Source organism: Achromobacter sp. E1 (assembly GCF_037039475.1).
Taxonomy (GTDB): domain Bacteria; phylum Pseudomonadota; class Gammaproteobacteria; order Burkholderiales; family Burkholderiaceae_B; genus Achromobacter; species Achromobacter mucicolens.
Window position 1 is genome coordinate 5399736 of record NZ_CP146253.1, and the last position, 16598, is coordinate 5416333.

The following is a 16598-nucleotide window of genomic DNA, read 5'->3' on the forward strand; positions in this document are numbered from 1 at the left end:
ACATCTCCCGATCCGTCCCCGGGCACCGCTGAGTACAGTGGCTGCCTTCCCAATCCTTCGGCAGGCATCGACTCATGTGGCACGCCCGGTCCGGCACGTTCGTTTCCGCGGTTGTTAACCGCGCCCGCAACCCATGACGGCGGCGCCCATCTTCAAGCCGCTGGCGCTTGCAGCGGCGCTGGCGGGGATCGCGCTCCTGGCGCCGGTCACTTCGCACGCGCAGACCAACTGGGCGCAGCAGTGCGCGTACAACAATTTCGGCGAAGGCGCGGGCACATCGTGCCACCAGCCATTCCAGGAAGGCCTGGCGGCCGTGCTGGTGGGCACCGCCGACGGCGATTCCGCTGCCTGGGGTTTTATCGACAAGCAAGGCGTCATGGCCATCGCGCCGGCGTATTCGGAAGCCCGCTCCTTCCAGAACGGGCTGGCCGCCGTCAGCCAGCAGGATCTCTGGGGTTACATCGACACGCGGGGACGCTGGGTCATCCCGCCGCGCTTTAGCGACGCGACCGGATTCAACGCGCAAGGCACGGCGCTGGCCGAAGAGGACGGACGGGATGTGCTGATCGATCGTCAGGGCAAGGTTGTGAAGACCTTTCCGCTGGGCACGCGCACCTCGGGCTTTGCGCCCGGACAGAAGCTGGCGGCGATGGAAATCCCCACGCCGCCGCGCTTGGTGAACACCGTGACCGGCAAGCCTGCCGCGCTGCCTGATGGGGTGATGGCGCTGGCCGCGCCGACCAGCGGCCAACTGCCCGCGCAGACGCGCGATTCGCGCTACGGCGGCTGGTGGGGTCTGCTGGATCAGAACGGCACCTGGGCGATCAGCCCGCAAGTGTTGCGCTCGCTGGCCCCGCCGTTGCGCGATGGCGATGTGGTGGCGGTGAACCGCGAACGGGCATGGGAATTCGTGGATGTGCGCGGCGAGGCGCTGTCGGCCGAGCGTTACGAACGCGTGGAACGGGTCGCGCCGGGCATATGGCTGGTGCGGGTCGCGGATGGCGGCACGTTGCTGCTGGATGGCAAGCTCCAACCTATGCACACCTTCGCAAGCGACTATGTGGGTGTGCGGGAGCAAGACGGCTGGCGCTTTGCCGCCGAGCCCGGCATGACGCTGCTGATCGATCCCGAGGGCAGGCTGCAGCTGATCCCCTTGCGCAGCGGCGAGGTCAAGATTCATGAAGGGCGCGCGTGGGTCTACGGCGCGGCGCGGCGCCCGGCCGGCGCGGCCGACGCGGCCGGCGACGCGATGAGCGCGGAAGATCAAGCCCATGCCGCCGACGCGGCGGCTGCCGTGCAGGCGGCGTCCGAAGCGGAGACTGCGGCGGCTTTCCAGGACCCGCCGGTTGCCGCCGATGCCGCAACCGATATTGCCGAAGCGGCAACGGTGGCAGACGCGGCGCCCACCGAGGCGAATCAAGCTGGGGCTGCGGCAGCATCGGCTGCCGCAGACGACGCCATGGCGGCCGACGCAATGCAAGCCGATACCGCGGCAGATGCCGCCATGGATGCGGCCACCGCCGCGGCAGACGCCGCACAAACGACCTCCAGCGTCAACGCAGACGAATCGCTTTACCAGGTCTACGGCCGGGACGGCCTTGGCATCCTCGACGAGGCCACCCTCGCGCAGCTGCGCGCCTACGACGTCAGCGAATTCCACTACGCGCGCACGACCGCCCGCGAGGCCGATGCCCCGCTGGCGCTTCTGCGTCCGCACGACTATGGCCAGCCGTCCGGTATCCTCACGGCGGCGGGCAAGATCGTCACGAATCCGGATTGGGCAAACATCGATACGTACGACGTCACGCTGCCCCTCGTGGCGCGCACCAGGAACTACCAAGCCGGTGCGATCGGCGCGGACGGCGCGTGGGCCATCGAACCGCGCTACACCGAGATCCGCCCCTTCAAGGGCCCCTACACCTGGGCCCGCACGAAGGACATGCTGCGCGGCGACGCGCTTCTGATCGATGCCCGCGGGCAGGAAGTGTCCGTTCCCGCGTACGTGCTGGAAGAGGCCTCGCGCCTTGACGGTGAACTGCTGCACTACTACGCACGCAACGAAAACCGCCAGCGCCGCTCGGGCCTGTGGAACGTGCGCAAAGGCGCGCCAGCGCTCAAGCCGGTCTACGAGCAGATACAGGAGTTCGAGGACGACTGGGCCAAGGTCCAGGACAAGAACCGCTGGGGCGTGGTCAACCGCGAGGGCCAGTGGGTGGTGCCCGCCCGCTACGACGGCGCCTACGATCTGGAATACCTGGGCAACGGCCTGATGCTGGTCGAAGCGCCGGAGGGCAAGCGCAATCGCGGCGGCTTCACCGAACGCGCCTACCGCGTCATCAACCTGCGCACCGGCAAAACGAGTGAACCCGTGGTCGGCAAGCCGCAGAAGCTTGCCGATGGGCGGTTTCTCGGCGAATTGGCCGACGCAAGCGCTGTCCTGATCGATGCAGAGGGCACCTCCATCCGCTTGTCGAAGGGCCGGCCCAACAACAAGCAGCAATTCGGCGACTGGCTTTACATCGACTTTGACGAACGCGAAGGCGCCATCGACGCGCGCGGCAACATGAAGGTGCCCGCGCAATACGGCGAATTCAATCCGTTCTTCACGCAGCCCGAAGGCCTGGCGCGCGCCAACATCGGCGTGGGCTATCGCGTGATCGACCAGACCGGCAAGACCCTGCTCGAGAAGTGGGGCGACGCCACGCCGCTGGCATCGATGCAACGCGTCGTCGTCAATGACGACGAGAGCGGATCGAGCATTCTGGTGGACCTGCAAGGCCGCGAGGTCACCCGACTGCCTGGCCGCTACGCCATCGACAGCGACAAGGCCAGCGAGGGCGTTGCGCCCTACAGCGACGGCGACAACAAGTACGGCTTCATCGACGCGAACGGCAAGCGCGTCGTGGGCGCGCACTTCAACCAGCTGGGCCGCATGAAGGACGGACTGGCGCGGGCGCGCCGCCTGGAGCGCACGGGCAAGCTGTACGGCTACATCGATCTGACCGGACGCTATGCGATTGCGCCGGCGTTCACGTGGGCCGGCGACTTTTCGGAAGGCCGCGCGCTGGTGCGGCGCAATCGGCTCATCGAGTACATCGATACCCAGGGCAAGACCACCGCGCTGTTCGGCGTGCTGTGCGACACGGTGGTGATCGTGGATGCAGAGGACCGGCAAAGCTGGCCGCCCCGGAAACTCACCTGCCCCGAGGCCGCCGGCATCTCGCCGCCGGCAGTCGACAACGCCAACGCAGAATGATCATGACGTCACGCGTGCTACGAACCACCCGCCTCGCCTGCGCATTGGCCGCGCTGGGCGCATCCCTGTCCGTTCAGGCGCAGACCGGCTACGTGCAGCCGGGCCACATCTATTGCCTGGGCGAATCCGATTACCCGGTCTATCCGGCTGCCGACGACATCTCCGCGCGCAACCCCTTCAGCAACGGCTGCATCCGGGATCTGCAGGACGGCCGCGCCGCGGTGCTGCTGCCGTCAGCCATCGAGAACATCGACCGAGTGCCGCGCGACAACTCGCTGCGCCGCCACGCATGGGGCTTTCTGGACCGGAACGGCCGCGTCGCGATCGAGCCGATCTTTGAGGAAGTGGGCGATTTCCGCCACGGGCTTGCCGCCGTGCGGTGGCAAGGCAAGTGGGGCTACATCGACCGCAATGGCCGCATGGCCGTGCGCCCGCGCTACGACACGGCGCAGGACTTTGTCGAGGTCGGGCTGGCGGCGGTGACGCTGGACGGCAAGCCGATGCTGATCGACCGCCAGGGCAATCCGGCGGGCCAGCCGTTCGACGAGGTGGTGCGCGCCGTGCGCCTGTTCGATGGCGTGCCCGCTCGGGCCACGGTTCAGTACAAAGAGGAATACCGTTCAACCAGCGGCGAACGCCGTTTCGGCGGGAACGGTGTCGTCATCACGCGGCCGCTGGGCGACAAGGGTCTGTACATCGCCACCAACGGCCAGGCCAAGTACGGCGTGGTGGACAAGGACTGGAACTGGGTCGTGGACCCGGTGTTCGACGACATCTCTTTGCAGGACGACGGCAATCTGGCCTCGGGCTACGGTCCGGACGGCTCCGTGCTGGTGACGGCGGACGGCAAGCTGATCGGCGCGGACCAGCAGTACGAAAGCATCCTGCCCGTGGGCAAGGCTTTCTACAGCGCGCAGTTGCCGCAGCGGGGCGGTTTTGCGGTGATGGACCGCACCGGCACGATCGTAGCCACACTGACAACGGAAGAAGGCCAGACGTCGCAGCGCCATGCCGACACCATTGTGTATCGGTCGGGCGACAAGCTGATGGCGCTGGTGCCCGGCCACGCCGCGCCGGTCACGTTGGGCGCGGGGCTGTCGGCCGGCGACGAACTTGAGGGCTATGTCCTTTTCGTTGACGAATCCCGCCGCGCCGCCGGTTTGCTGACGCCGACCGGCGCGTGGCTGCACGGCGCCACGGCGCCCGCATGGCTCGCGGACGCCCGCCGCCTGCAGACGCGCGAAGGCAATCTGTGGCTGTCCGACGAGCAAGGCGCCCTGCTCAATGTGGTGGACAAGGACGGCAAGCCGCTGCTCAAGCCCGAGACGGTAGCGGCGCTTCAGAACCAGCAACTCCAGCCGCTGCCCGCCGGCGTCCCGGGCGGTCCGCTGGGCGTGCTGGGTCAAAGCCACTGCAATTGCGACGACACACAGGTGGGTCTGCTGCTTGCCGATGGCAGCATGGTCACCGATCCGTCCTGGTCTGCCGTGACACCGCTGGACGACACCGATTATGAAGACGCCGCGGCCCTGACAGCAAACCAGTTGCGCTACGCGGCCGAAACCGACGACGGCATGGTGCTGCTGGACGCGCGCGGCAAGCGCATCGACCTGCCCGCGCAGCAGCACATCGGCATGTTCCGTCATGGCTACGCGCAGGTGTATGGCGACGGCGTGGTGCGCATGATCGACCGCGCGGGCAAGACGTTCGAGCTGCCCGAGAACTTCGATACGCAGGTCGTGGCGCCCGGCGTGGCGCGCTTTGTGCAAACGGCGGCCGACGGCGCGCCGTGGGGTTTGTACGATTTTGCCGCCGGCAAGCTGCTGGCCGCCCCCACGTTCCGCAGTATCGGCGAATTCCAGAATGGCCAGGCAATCGCATCGCTGGGCGCGGGCCGGGTCGGCGTCATCGACCTGCAAGGCAAGTGGGTCGTGCCGGCCAGCCACCACGGCGTGGAGCGCGTGAACGACACGCTATGGCGGGTGACGCAGCCCGGCAAGCAAGAGGACGAGTATGACCGTCCCGCCGCAGTGTTCAATACGCGCGGCCAGGCGCTGACCGCCTTCATGCGCGGATTGCAGGTGGGCGATTTTGGGGATGGCTCGGTCAGCGCGGGCAACAGCGAGCGCCGCTGGATCATCTCGCCGGACGGCTCGGACGCGCTGGACATGAAGGATGCCGACTACCTGCGGCTGGGCGACTGGATGGAGATCCGCCGCGCCGACCGCGAAGGCTACCTGAACGGCAAGGGCGCGTGGCAGATCGCGCCGGCAGCCCGCACCGGCACGCTCTTCCAAGGCACGCCGGCGCGCGCGCTGACGTCCAACGCCAAGGGCACGCAGGTCATGGACGCCAACGGCAAGATCCTGGCCACCCTGCCCCGCGGCGAATGGACGTGGCCGCCACGCTCCGACCTGCTGATCCGCTATTACTCGGCCGACCGGGGCACCATGACGGACTACACGGACTTGTCCGGCAAGACCCGGTTGACGGTCGAAGGGTTTGGATCGGGGTTCTCGGAAGGCCGCGCCGTCACGCATCTGTCTGGCGGCGGCATGCGCTGGGTGGATGCCAAGGGTGTGCTGACGGGGCCGGCGTTCGACGCGCTGGGTACGCTGCGCGAAGGCCTGGCGCCAGCCGCCAGCGACCGGCGCTACGGCTATGTCGATAGCACGGGCGCGTTCGCCATTCCTGCGGAATACCGGGCGTTGTCCGGATTTGAGAACCAGCGTGCGGTGGTGTCCACGGAAGACGACTCGCGGATCATCGACAACGCCGGCAGCCTGGTCGCACAGGTCAGGATGCAATGCGGCATCCGCACCCTGTACGGCGCGGCCGGCCAGCGGCTGTGGCCGCTGCGCATGCCGCACGGCTGCAAGCGTACCGAGGCGTCGCGCGCCTACTGAGCATCCAGCGCCAGATAGCGGCCGGTCTGCACGATTGCTTCGCGTTCCTTGAAGCTGGTCAGCCGGTCCGCCATTGCGCTGCTGTCGCCCGTCAGCCGAATCGCGCGAAGCGTCTCCTGCATCGCGTGGATCGCCGCGCGCTGCAGGTCCGACGGAATGATCGCCAGGCGGTAGCCCATCGCCGCCAGGTCTGGCAGCGGCACCAGCGGCGTCTTGCCGCCGTAGAACATGTTGATGAGCTTCAAGCCCGGCAACCGCTCGGTAATGGCGCGGATCTGCGCCAGCGTCTCCGGCGCCTCGACAAAGATCATGTCGGCGCCGGCCTTCAGGTACAGCTCGGCGCGGGCGATGGCCGCGTCAAACCCTTCGACCGCGATGGCGTCGGTGCGCGCGATGACCAGCGTGTCGGCGTCGGCGAGCGTCTGGCGCGCAATGTGGACCTTGCGGGCCATCTCGCCGGCATCGACCAGGCTCTTGTCGTCCAGGTGGCCGCAGCGCTTGGGAAAGGTCTGGTCTTCGATATGAAACGCCGCCACGCCCGCGCGCTCCATCAGGCGCACCGTGCGCTCCACGTTGGCCGATCCGCCAAATCCGGTGTCCGCGTCCGCCACGACGGGCAGGCCGCTGGCGTCGACGATCTTTTCCACGCGGTCCATCACTTCGGTGAAGCTGAGCAGACCGATGTCCGGATAGCCGGCGGCACGCGCGATGGCGCCGCCGCTGGCGTAGACCGCCGAGAATCCGGCCGCGGCAACCAGGCGGGCCGACAGGCCGTCAGACGCGCCGGGCGCCACGACGATGTTTTCAGAGAGCTGCTGGCGCAACCGCGCGCCGGGGGATAAGTGGGCAGTCATGGGGATCCTTCAAAGCAAAGAGTCATACCCGCATGATCTGCGCCGGCCATTAGAATGTCCAATATATGGAATATTTCTAATCAGTACTCTTTAGATATCAATATGGAACTGCGCCATCTTCGCTATTTCGTCGTCACTGCCGAGGCCCAGCATTTCACGCGCGCGGCCGAGCTGCTGGGCATGGCACAGCCGCCGCTCAGCCAGCAAATCCGCCAGCTTGAACAGGAAGTGGGCACGCCCCTTTTTGACCGCACGGGCCGCGGGGTGACGCTGAACGACGCCGGACGCGCGTTCCTGGCGTGCGCGCAGGACATCCTGCAACGCGCCGATGCGGCGGTGCGCACGGCCCAGCGCGCCGCGCGCGGCGAGGTGGGCGAACTGACGTTGGGGTTCACCGAGTCGGCATCTTTCAACGGCGTGGTGACCGAGCTGATCCGCCAGTACCGCGAGCGCTACCCGGAAGTTGAAATGACGCTGTCGCAGGGCGACAGCGAAACGCTGGTGGCGCAACTGCGCGACGGCGCGATCGACGCCGCGTTCGTGCGCCCGCCCTTTGCGCTGGACGGCGGATTGACGTTCACGCAACTGGTGGAGGAACCACTGGTGGTCGCGATGCCGTTGGGCCATGCGCTGGCGCGCCGCAAGCGGCTCACGCCCGCCGACCTGCAGCAGGAGACCTTCATCCTGTACTCGCGCAAATCGGGCTATGGCCTGAGCGCAGACATCATGGCGGCGTGCCGGCAGCACGGGCTGAGCCCGCGCATCGGGCAGCAGGCGCCGCAGTTGTCATCGGCCGTGAACCTGGTGGCGGCGGGGATGGGCGTGGCGATCGTGCCGGCTTCGCTGCGCCCCCTGCGCCCGGATGGCGTGCTCTACCGGCCGTTAGCGCTGGATTGGCCGCGCGCGGTGCTGGGCCTGGCCGTGCGCGATGCGACCGGTGCACGGGCCGCCAATCTGCTGGCGCTGGCGCGGGATCGCCGCAAGCCCTGACGCGTTTTGCTGGCCCGCGCGCTCAATCGTCGTGCGATTCGTGCACGGCAATTGCGCCGCGCTTCCAGTAGCTGGCGGCGCGGATGCGGCTCTTGTCGATGCCGTGCTGGGCCACCATGATCTCGCGCACCGCTTTCGCCGTGGCCGATTCCGCCGCCACCCACACATAGCCTTCGCCCTGCGGCAACGCCAATTCGCGCGTGGCTTGCAGCAAGAGCGTGCTGTAGCCCGGCGCGGTCCCGTTGCGATGCAGCCAGCGCACCGACGCCTTCGCGGCCGTTTGCAGCGGGATTTCATTCTCTGCCACCGGCACTTCGATCAGCACCAGCGCCTGCGCCGAGGCGGGCAGTTCTTCCAGCCGGCGCGCGATGGCGGGCAGCGCGGTCTCGTCGCCGATCAGCACATGCCAGTCGAACGCGGTGGGCACCACAAACGAACCGCGCGGTCCGCCGATGCCCAGTTGCTGGCCCGGCGCGGCCTGTTCGGCCCAGGTCGAGGCGGGGCCGTCGCCGTGCAGCACGAACTCGATCTCCAGTTCCTGGCGCGCCGTGTCGAACCGGCGCGGAGTGTAGTCGCGCGCGGCGGGCCGGGGCACGCCGTCGGGGAACTTGATGCCGTCCGGCCCGGCAGTGGGCAGCACGGGCGGTTGCGAGGGATCAGCGGGGAAAAAGATCTTCACGTGATCGTCGAAGGACGCGGACACGAAGTCCTGCAAGTCTTCGCCGGTGAACGTGACACGGGCCAGCAGCCCGGCGACGCGCTCGACGCGCGCCACGGTCAGCGTGCGCATCTTGAGGGGGTGGCGTACGCGCGCCACGGTGAGGTCGCTTTGATTCATGGGTACTCCAGTCAGTTGGGACGGGATCAGGCGCCGGACTTGCCGTTGATCTCGTCGGTCGCACGCGCCAGGATGCCGGCGATGCGTCGTTGTTCGGCGGGCGAGGCGTCGGTGCGATCCAGCAGCGCGCGCTTGAGCGCCTGGCGCGCCTCGACGAATTCGGGCAGCCAGCCGGTGCGGGTGTCCTCGCCTTCGGGGCCGGTCTCGCGCGGCTGACCGCTCCACGCCTGGCGCATGTAGTCCATCTTGCGCGCCACGTGCTTGAGCTTGTTGAACATCAGCGTCAGGCGCTCGCGGTTGGCGTCCAGGTGCGCCTTGCCGGGGTCCGCCAGGTGATAGCGCTTCTTGGCGCCTTCCTGTTCGATGGTGGCGTAGCCCAGTTCTTCCAGATACGTCAGCGCGGGATACACCATGCCGGGGCTGGGGGTGTAGAAGCCGTTGCTGAGCGCGCCCAGCGCCTTGATGAGTTCGTAGCCGTGGCTGGGATTCTGCTCCAGCAGCCCGAGCAGCATCAGTTGCAAGTCGTCGCTGGACACCTTGCGGCTGCGGGTGAAGCCGCGGCCGTCGCCGCCGAAGCCGTCTGCGTCGCCGCGGCCGTGGGCGCCACCCGAGAACCAGTCGCCGCCCGCGCTGGCGTGGCGCGGATGGTGATCATGATGACGGCCGCCGTGATGGCCGGGATGCGGGGCGTGGGCGTGGCCGTGGCCGTGGCCGTGGCCGTGGCGACCATGATGCTGACAATGGCCGCGATGGCCATGGGCGCGGCGTCCGACGGCAGCGCGCTGGACGGCGGCGATGAACGAAAAGGGGGACATGAATGCCTCTTACGATATGTCTTACGATAGCTCGTACGATATACCTGCCGCTTTGGCGGCGTCAACTCCCCCGTTTTTTTTACGCCGCCGGCAGGTCGTCAGCGCGTCTTATCGCAGCGGCTCGCTCGGCGCGGTGGCCCCCCCCAGCACCCATCGGGCGAAGTCCGCCGCCTTGGGCTCGTCCGGCGCGGGCGCATAGACCACCAGACGCAGGTGACGGCTTTCGTCGACGCTCAAGGTGGCGTGCTCGAATGCGATATCACCCAGTGATTGCACATGCAGCGTGCGCAGGCCCATGCACGAACCATGCACGTCGTGTTCGCGCCACCAGTTTCGGAAATCGGGCGACACCCGTTCCAACTCATCGACCAGTTCGGCGATGTCGGGCACCCCGGCGGCGCTGGCGAAGTCGCGCCGGAACGACGACAGCATGCGAGGCGCCTGCGCCGTCCAGTCCACGAAGCGCTCACGCATCGCGGCGTCCACGAACAGCATCCACAGCAGATTGCGCCGGCCCGGCGCCTGCCCGGAAAAATTGAACACCTTGTCCGCGGCGGCGTTCCACACCACGACGTCCCAGCGCAGATTCAGGATGTAGGCGGGCCGCGCGGGCAGATCGTCCATCAGGCGGCGGACCTGCGCGGGCACGGTGCACCAGGTGCGGCCCGTCTCGGCCGGCGGGCGCTGATGCGCCAGCAGGTAAAGGTGGCGGCGCTCGGCATCGTCCAGCCGCAACACGCGCGCCAGGTTTTCCAGAAACGCCGACGACACGCTGATGTTGCGGCCCTGTTCGAACCACGTGTACCAGGCCAGCCCGACACCCGCGAGCGCCGCGACCTCCTCGCGCCGCAGCCCCGGCGTGCGGCGACGGCGGCCGGGCGGCAGCCCAAGGTCGGCGGGGGTCAGCCGCTCGCGGCGCAGCCGCAGGAATTCGGAAAGATCGGCGCGGGTGCGGTCCAGACGGTGCACCGCAGCCGGTGCGGGCGGGGTTGAAGGCAGGGATGCGGTCATGACGCTGTTGCAGGCAGTAATAGCATAAACAGCTAAATTGTATAAGGCTGAAGGTCCGACCAGAATAGCGCCGATCCTGACTTCCTGGCCTTTTCCATGTCGACCTCCTGCCTTCCCGCCACGCCCTCTCCCGCGCTCCCCCACGCCGATTCGCCGCGCCTGGGCAAGCTTGGCCTGGCCGTGCTGCTCTCCGGCGGATTCATCACGATCTTCGACCTCTTCGTCGTGAACGTGGCCATTCCCAGCATGCAAGCGACACTGTCGGCCAGCTTCGCGCAGATCAACTTCATCATCGCCGCCTACGAACTGGCGTACGGGGTGCTGCTGATCGCGGGCAGCCGGCTGGGCGACCGGCACGGCAGGCGGCGGCTGTTCATGCTGGGCATGGCGGGTTTCGCATCGGCATCCGCGTTGTGCGGCCTGGCGCCCACGCCGGACACGCTGATCGCCGCGCGCATTGTGCAAGGCGCCGCGGCGGCCCTGCTGTTTCCGCAGGTGTATGCGCTGATTCGCGTCAGCTTCGAGGGCCACGCGCGGCGGCGGGCGTTTGCGTGGCTGGGCATGACGCTGGGCCTTGCGGCCATCGCCGGGCAGGTGCTGGGCGGATGGATCGTCCATGCGGATCTGTTCGGCCTGGCCTGGCGCACCATCTTCCTCGTCAACCTGCCGCTGGGCCTCTTGGCTTGCTGGCTGGCGCGTCACATCCCTGAATCCGCCGAACCTTCCGGCGCGGCGATGGATTGGGCTGGGGCCGCCCTCGTGGGACTGGGATTGGCGTTGCTGCTGCTGGCGCTGATCGAGGGTCCGGCACGTCAATGGCCGGCCTGGACGCTCGCCTGCGGCGCGGCATCGGTGGCCGCGTTGACGGCATTCGTGCGGTTGCAACGCAGGATCGCCGCGCTTGGCGGCGCGCCGCTGGTGGACATGGCCTTGCTGACGCAGCCTCGCTTTGCGGCCGGTTGCCTTGTCGTGATGCTGGTGTTCTCCACCGCCAGCGCCATGTTTCTTTGCTATGCGCTGCTGGTGCAGACCGGTTTCGGCCGCGATGCGCTGACGGCCGGCCTGATCTTCGCGCCGACCAGCGTCGGGTTCGTCGCCGGATCGATGGCCGCGCCACGGCTGGTTGCCCGGTATGGGACGCGGGCGATCGCGCTGGCCGCGCTGCTGTACGGCGGCGCGACGGCCGCCCTGATGCTGCACACGGAATTTGCGGGCGCCGATCTGGACCCTTGGACGCTCTTGCCCGCGCTGGTGTGGCTGGGCGCGGCCCAAGGCGCGGTCAACACGCCGCTGGTGAACCTGGCAATGGGACTGGTTCAGGACCGCCAGGCCGGCATGGCCGCCGGCGTGGTGTCGACCCTGCAGCAGGTGGGCGCGGCGCTTGGCGTATCGGCCGCGGGCATGCTGTATGGCGGTGCGCTGCAAACCCATGCGGATGCGGGCCTGGCCGAACGCCATGCGCAGGCATTCGCGTCAGCCATGCAGTTCAACGTCGCGGCCATTCTTCTGGCGGCCGCGCTGTTGTGGCGGCTGGGCCGTCACCGCTGACCGCGTTCGGACTTGCGGCGCGGCCGTGCCGGCGCGCTTACCCCGCGGACAATTCACGGGCGCGCTGCTGCGCCTTGTGCACCGCCTGCGTGATGGCCTCGGCCACGCCGGCCTGCTGCATGTGCGACAGCGCGGCGTAGGTGGTGCCGCCCTTGGAAGTGACGCGTTCCTGCAATTCGGTGAGCGGCACGTCTTCGCTGGCGGCAAGCTCTGCCGCGCCGCGGAAGGTGGCGACCGCCAGCCGGCGGGCGTCGGCAGGCGTGAAGCCCAGCTCGACAGCGCCCTTCTCCAGCGCCGCCATGAAGTGAAACACGTAGCCGGGACCGCTGCCGGTCACCGCGGTGACGGCGTCGATCATGGCTTCGCTGTCGGTCCAGATGCGCTCACCGACGGCCGCGAAAAGCGCGTCGACCTGATCGCGCTCGGCCTGCCCGCAGGCCGGGGTGGCGTACAGGCCAGTCATGCCCAGCCCCACCTTCGCGGGCGTATTGGGCATGGCGCGCACGATGCGCGCGTGGCCGCCCAGCCAGTCCGACAGCGCGGCCAGTTCCACGCCCGCCGCAATGCTGACCACCGTGGCGTCGGCCGGCAGATGCTGACGAACCTGGCCACACGCCTCGCGCAGCACCTGCGGCTTGGTGGCCAGCACGCACAGACCTGCGTCGCCGATGTCGCTGCTGACCTGCTCCAGGCACGGCAAGCCGCGCGCCACCAGCGCCTCGCGCGTGGGCGCGTAGGGCTCGATCACCAGAAAATCGGTCAGCGCCCGGCCCTGGCCGAGCAGCCCGTCGATGATGGCGGAGGCCATATTGCCGCCGCCGATGAAGACGATCTTTTCACGCATTTTGCTTCAGTTCCAAAGAGGGATTGCGGACCGGGCCGGCTTGGCTGCAATGCCGGCGCGCGGGATGGGGATTCGACAGTCTACGGGCATCGCGAGGCATCACGCCTTCGTCAGCGCCACGCCTGCCTGCGACGACGAACGCGTGCCCGGCACCGGATGGCAGGACTCGGGGTGATAGGTGTGGACCACCGACAACTTCACGCGGTCGCTGCTGTTGCCCTGCGCGGCGTGCAAGGTGCGGCAGTGAAAGAACACGACGTCGCCCGCCTGCAGTTCCGGGCAGACGGCGCGCGCAATCCAATCGGCGTTCTGCGGCACGTCCTCGCGGAAGAACTTCTTTTCGTCGAATTGTTCCGGCGTATAGGCCGCCGTGTGCGAACCGGGAATGAACGACAGGCCGCCATTGGCGCGCGTCTCTGGCCCCAGGGCCAGCCAGCAGGACACCAGATCCGTGTCCGAGAACGACCAGTAGCGGATGTCCTGGTGCCAGCCGGTCAGGCTGCCATACGCGGGGTGCTTGGTCATCACGCAGTTGTGGTGCACCGTGGACAGCACGGGCGTCTCGTTGAAGTAGCGCTGCAGCCACTGCGCGATGCGCGGATTGGTGGCCCATTGCGCGAACAACGGGTCGCGCGCGTAGGCATTGAGCAGCCGGCGCACCGTCAGGCCGCCTTCGGCGGTGCGGGATACCGGCGCGCCGGGGTAGCGCAGGTCGGCTTCGTATTCGATGGGTGCGACGTGATCGCGCAAATGGCGTTCGGCCAGCGCGCGCAGCGCGGCGACCTCTTCCGGGCTGGCGAACTGGCGCGCCACCACGAAGCCCTGCTCACGCAGCACGGCTATCTGATCATCAGGCAATAACCCGGACATCTCGATCCTCACAGCCCGCGTCGGAAAGCGGCGCGTCTGCGGGCGGGCAGGCGCGCACCGGCAAGGCGCCGGTCACGCGGGATGGCTAGATTACCAAAACGGCCTCAGCCCGCGGGGGTCTTCTCGGGGTGGACGGCAGGCGCACCGAGCCGGGCGGCGTCGCGCTCCTGGACTTCGTGGTGGACCCATTCACGCCAGACGGCCACCAGCAGCGCCATCAGCACCGGGCCGACGAACAATCCCACGATGCCCATGGTCTTCACGCCGCCCACCAGGCCGAAGAAGGTCGGCAGGAACGGCAGCTTGACCGGGCCGCCCACCAGACGCGGGCGCAGCGTCTTGTCGACGATGAAGAGTTCGACGCTGCCCCAGACCATCAGCGCGATGCCCGCGACCACATGGCCCGAGCCCACGAGATACAGGGACACCAGCGTGAATGACAGCGGCGCGCCGCCGGGGATCAGGGCCATGAAACCGGTGACCACGCCCAGCAATACGGGAGACGGCACGCCCGCGACCCAATAGGCGATGCCCAGCACGACGCCTTCGCCCAGTGCGATCAGGCCCATGCCGGTGACGGTGGAATTGATGGTGGCCGGCACCACGCGCGAAAAGCGCTGCCAGCGCGCCGGCAGGATGCGTTCGCCCAGCACATCCAGCTGCGCGACCATGCGGATGCCGTCCTTGTAGACGAAGAACAGCGTGATCAGCATGAAAAGGACCGTCAGCAGCAACTGGAAGACGTTGCCCGTGGCGGCCAGCGCCATGCGGTAGATGTTGCCCAGGTGCTCGCCGCTGACCGCTTCGACCAGCGCGCCCAGCGCGTGGGGCTGGCCAATATAGGATTCCCAGTATTGCGCCAGGCGGTCGCCCACGACCGGCATCGAGGAAATCCATGCGGGCACGTCCACGCCATGCCGGTTGGCGGCGATGGCCCAGGCGACGAACGCGCTGGCTTCCTTGATGGCATAGGACAAGGCCAGCGACAACGGAACGATCAACACCACGACGACGACCAGCAGCGCCAGCGACGCGGCCACTGCCGTGCGGCCGCCGCACCGGACGACGAGGCGTTGATACAAGGGCCAGCTGGCCAGGCCGATGATCAGCGCCGCCAGGGCCGGCACCAGGAATCCGCTAAGAAAGTAAACCCCCGCCAACAGCACAAGCAGCAACAGCCATCGGGCAATGAGGTAAGCGGGTAGAACAGGCTGCATAGCGCGAATCGACTGTAAGGGCGTTGTAGGCTTTGACTGTCGGACTATACAGACGTTTCATGCGATTCGAGGGACGTAAGGGCTGTATTTACTACGGGGTTTCCCGCGCTTAACGCACATGGCGGACCCGAGGGTCCGCCATGTCGTTGCGCCGGATGCGATGGCTTACAGCAGGTATTCGGCGGCTTCTTCGCGCGCGGTGCGGCGGCGCGGGGCCATGTCGGCCAGCGCCGGGATGGCCGGCACGGGGGGTTGCGCCGGCGCGGTCTGACCCTGGTTGCGCTGGTACACGGCGCAAGAAGCGGCGGCCGGATCGGTCTCGTCGCGGCCGCTGAGCAGCGGACAGCCGGCAAACAGGTCGGCGACCCAATCGGTGAAGGCCCGCACCTTGGGCGACAACTGCCGGCTCTGCGGATACAGCACCGAAATGGCCGTGGAGCTGGGTTTCCACTGCGGCAGGATCTCGATCAGCTCGCCCGATTGCAGGTACGGCAGCGCCATATAGCGCGCGGTCTGGATAAGGCCGAAGCCTTTCAGGCCGCAATCCAGGTAGGCGCCGGCTTCGTTCACGGCCACCGTGCCCTTCATGTCCACTTCCTGGTGCTTGCCGTCCACCTTGAAGTCCCAGGCGCAATTGCGGCCGGTGCGGCTGGAAAAATAATGCACCGCGTGGTGATCGCGCAGCGATTCGATGGTTTGCGGCATGCCGTGGCGCGCCACGTACGTGGGGGACGCGCAGGTCACGGTCTGCAGGGTGCCGATGCGGCGGGCGACCAGGCTGGAGTCTTCGAGGTCGCCGGCGCGGATCACGCAGTCCACGGCTTCCTGGACCATGTCGACCGGACGGTCGCCCAGGCCCAGCACCAGCTCGACGTCGGGGTATTTGTCGTGGAAATCACACAATGAGGGAATCAGGATCAGCCGGCCGATGCAGGTGGGCACGTCGATGCGCAGGCGGCCCTTCAGACGCAGGGCGGCTTCCTGGAAGCACGCCTCGGTTTCTTCGACGTCGGCCAGGATGCGCACGCAATGCTGGTAATAGCCCGCGCCGTCGGGCGTCAGGCCAATGCGGCGGGTGGTGCGGTTCAGCAGGCGCACGCCCAGGAGGCGTTCCAGATTCTGAATGATGGTGGTGACGGTGGTGCGCGGAAGCGATAGGCTGTCGGCCGCCCGGGTGAAGCTATTGGCGTCCACGACGCGCACAAACACCTGCATAGCCTGAAAGCGGTCCATGGCAAGGGTGTCCTTAGGCAAATAAGTCGGGGTGAACGGAGCATAACCCGATTTCGCCGCCGATTAGTCATTCTCCACGAACAGTGTTGCCGAGAAAGACAGGTTTATCCGCCCGGACAAAACACTCAGAATGCAAACCATCTTGAAGTGCCCTTGCCGCCCGGCGCAAGAAAAGGGCATGTCAATCCTCAGATTCCGCACCGCAGCGGCCCGCCC

General features: G+C 67.7%; 12 protein-coding genes. 4 read left to right on the forward strand and 8 right to left on the reverse strand.

All coding sequences use genetic code 11. The features are described from left to right. The first annotated feature begins 133 nt into the window (after positions 1-133). Both V6V88_RS24910 and V6V88_RS24915 read left to right on the forward strand, forming a co-directional pair. On the forward strand, positions 134-3256 hold the full coding sequence (locus V6V88_RS24910) for a WG repeat-containing protein (RefSeq protein WP_338616878.1): 3123 nt from the start codon (positions 134-136) through the stop codon (positions 3254-3256). Positions 3257-3258: 2 nt separating this feature from the next. Continuing rightward, entirely contained in the window at positions 3259-6162 is a 2904-nt protein-coding gene (locus V6V88_RS24915; protein WP_223573310.1) for a WG repeat-containing protein, read from the forward strand. Here the strand turns inward: V6V88_RS24915 and V6V88_RS24920 are convergent. Beyond that, positions 6156-7016, reverse strand: coding sequence for an oxaloacetate decarboxylase (locus tag V6V88_RS24920; protein ID WP_223573312.1), 861 nt, complete (start codon positions 7014-7016; stop codon positions 6156-6158). The two genes, V6V88_RS24915 and V6V88_RS24920, sit on opposite strands and share 7 nt — an antisense overlap. Positions 7017-7118: 102 nt before the next feature. On the opposite strand from V6V88_RS24920, the gene V6V88_RS24925 reads away from it, so the two are divergent. Beyond that, complete coding sequence (locus tag V6V88_RS24925; protein WP_223573321.1) at positions 7119-8006, forward strand: LysR family transcriptional regulator; 888 nt, start codon at positions 7119-7121, stop codon at positions 8004-8006. A gap of 22 nt (positions 8007-8028) precedes the next feature. Here the strand turns inward: V6V88_RS24925 and V6V88_RS24930 are convergent, their stop codons facing one another. From V6V88_RS24930 to V6V88_RS24940, 3 genes are all read right to left on the reverse strand, one after another. Further along, positions 8029-8844 (reverse strand): siderophore-interacting protein, encoded by an 816-nt coding sequence (locus V6V88_RS24930; protein WP_223573323.1) that lies wholly within the window; start codon positions 8842-8844, stop codon positions 8029-8031. Between the two features lie 26 nt (positions 8845-8870). Continuing rightward, the gene (locus V6V88_RS24935) at positions 8871-9659 is read right to left on the reverse strand and encodes a PadR family transcriptional regulator (RefSeq protein ID WP_223573325.1); all 789 of its coding nucleotides are present in this window, start codon (positions 9657-9659) and stop codon (positions 8871-8873) included. Between the two features lie 108 nt (positions 9660-9767). Continuing rightward, positions 9768-10670, reverse strand: coding sequence for a helix-turn-helix transcriptional regulator (locus V6V88_RS24940; protein ID WP_338616883.1), 903 nt, complete (start codon positions 10668-10670; stop codon positions 9768-9770). Positions 10671-10766: 96 nt separating this feature from the next. Here V6V88_RS24940 and V6V88_RS24945 point away from each other — a divergent pair, with 96 nt between their 5' ends. Beyond that, positions 10767-12218 carry an MFS transporter gene (locus V6V88_RS24945; RefSeq protein ID WP_338616885.1) on the forward strand — a complete coding sequence of 484 codons (1452 nt, stop codon included), beginning with the start codon at positions 10767-10769 and terminating at the stop codon, positions 12216-12218. Positions 12219-12255: 37 nt separating this feature from the next. Here V6V88_RS24945 and proC read toward each other — a convergent pair whose 3' ends face one another. The 4 genes from proC to V6V88_RS24965 all read right to left on the reverse strand — a co-directional run bounded on the left by proC (position 12256) and on the right by V6V88_RS24965 (position 16382). Next, positions 12256-13062: a pyrroline-5-carboxylate reductase gene (gene proC, locus V6V88_RS24950; protein ID WP_338616887.1), complete on the reverse strand. Its 807-nt coding sequence runs from the start codon at positions 13060-13062 to the stop codon at positions 12256-12258. 99 nt (positions 13063-13161) lie between these two features. Then, positions 13162-13932, reverse strand: coding sequence for a phytanoyl-CoA dioxygenase family protein (locus V6V88_RS24955; RefSeq protein ID WP_223573333.1), 771 nt, complete (start codon positions 13930-13932; stop codon positions 13162-13164). Between the two features lie 104 nt (positions 13933-14036). After that, entirely contained in the window at positions 14037-15149 is a 1113-nt protein-coding gene (locus V6V88_RS24960; protein ID WP_062841256.1) for an AI-2E family transporter, read from the reverse strand. A gap of 165 nt (positions 15150-15314) precedes the next feature. Next, positions 15315-16382, reverse strand: coding sequence for a LysR family transcriptional regulator (locus V6V88_RS24965; RefSeq protein ID WP_056324699.1), 1068 nt, complete (start codon positions 16380-16382; stop codon positions 15315-15317). Between the last annotated feature and the right edge of the window lie 216 nt (positions 16383-16598).

Excerpts from the sequence above, each read along its gene's own strand:
- V6V88_RS24965 (WP_056324699.1), bottom strand. The coding sequence starts at position 16,382 with ATGGACCGCTTTCAGGCTATGCAGGTGTTTGTGCGCGTCGTGGACGCC.
- V6V88_RS24920 (WP_223573312.1), bottom strand. The coding sequence starts at position 7,016 with ATGACTGCCCACTTATCCCCCGGCGCGCGGTTGCGCCAGCAGCTCTCT.
- V6V88_RS24945 (WP_338616885.1), top strand. The coding sequence starts at position 10,767 with ATGTCGACCTCCTGCCTTCCCGCCACGCCCTCTCCCGCGCTCCCCCAC.
- V6V88_RS24930 (WP_223573323.1), bottom strand. The coding sequence starts at position 8,844 with ATGAATCAAAGCGACCTCACCGTGGCGCGCGTACGCCACCCCCTCAAG.
- V6V88_RS24940 (WP_338616883.1), bottom strand. The coding sequence starts at position 10,670 with ATGACCGCATCCCTGCCTTCAACCCCGCCCGCACCGGCTGCGGTGCAC.
- V6V88_RS24960 (WP_062841256.1), bottom strand. The coding sequence starts at position 15,149 with ATGCAGCCTGTTCTACCCGCTTACCTCATTGCCCGATGGCTGTTGCTG.
- V6V88_RS24955 (WP_223573333.1), bottom strand. The coding sequence starts at position 13,932 with ATGTCCGGGTTATTGCCTGATGATCAGATAGCCGTGCTGCGTGAGCAG.
- V6V88_RS24925 (WP_223573321.1), top strand. The coding sequence starts at position 7,119 with ATGGAACTGCGCCATCTTCGCTATTTCGTCGTCACTGCCGAGGCCCAG.
- V6V88_RS24910 (WP_338616878.1), top strand. The coding sequence starts at position 134 with ATGACGGCGGCGCCCATCTTCAAGCCGCTGGCGCTTGCAGCGGCGCTG.
- proC (WP_338616887.1), bottom strand. The coding sequence starts at position 13,062 with ATGCGTGAAAAGATCGTCTTCATCGGCGGCGGCAATATGGCCTCCGCC.
- V6V88_RS24935 (WP_223573325.1), bottom strand. The coding sequence starts at position 9,659 with ATGTCCCCCTTTTCGTTCATCGCCGCCGTCCAGCGCGCTGCCGTCGGA.
- V6V88_RS24915 (WP_223573310.1), top strand. The coding sequence starts at position 3,259 with ATGACGTCACGCGTGCTACGAACCACCCGCCTCGCCTGCGCATTGGCC.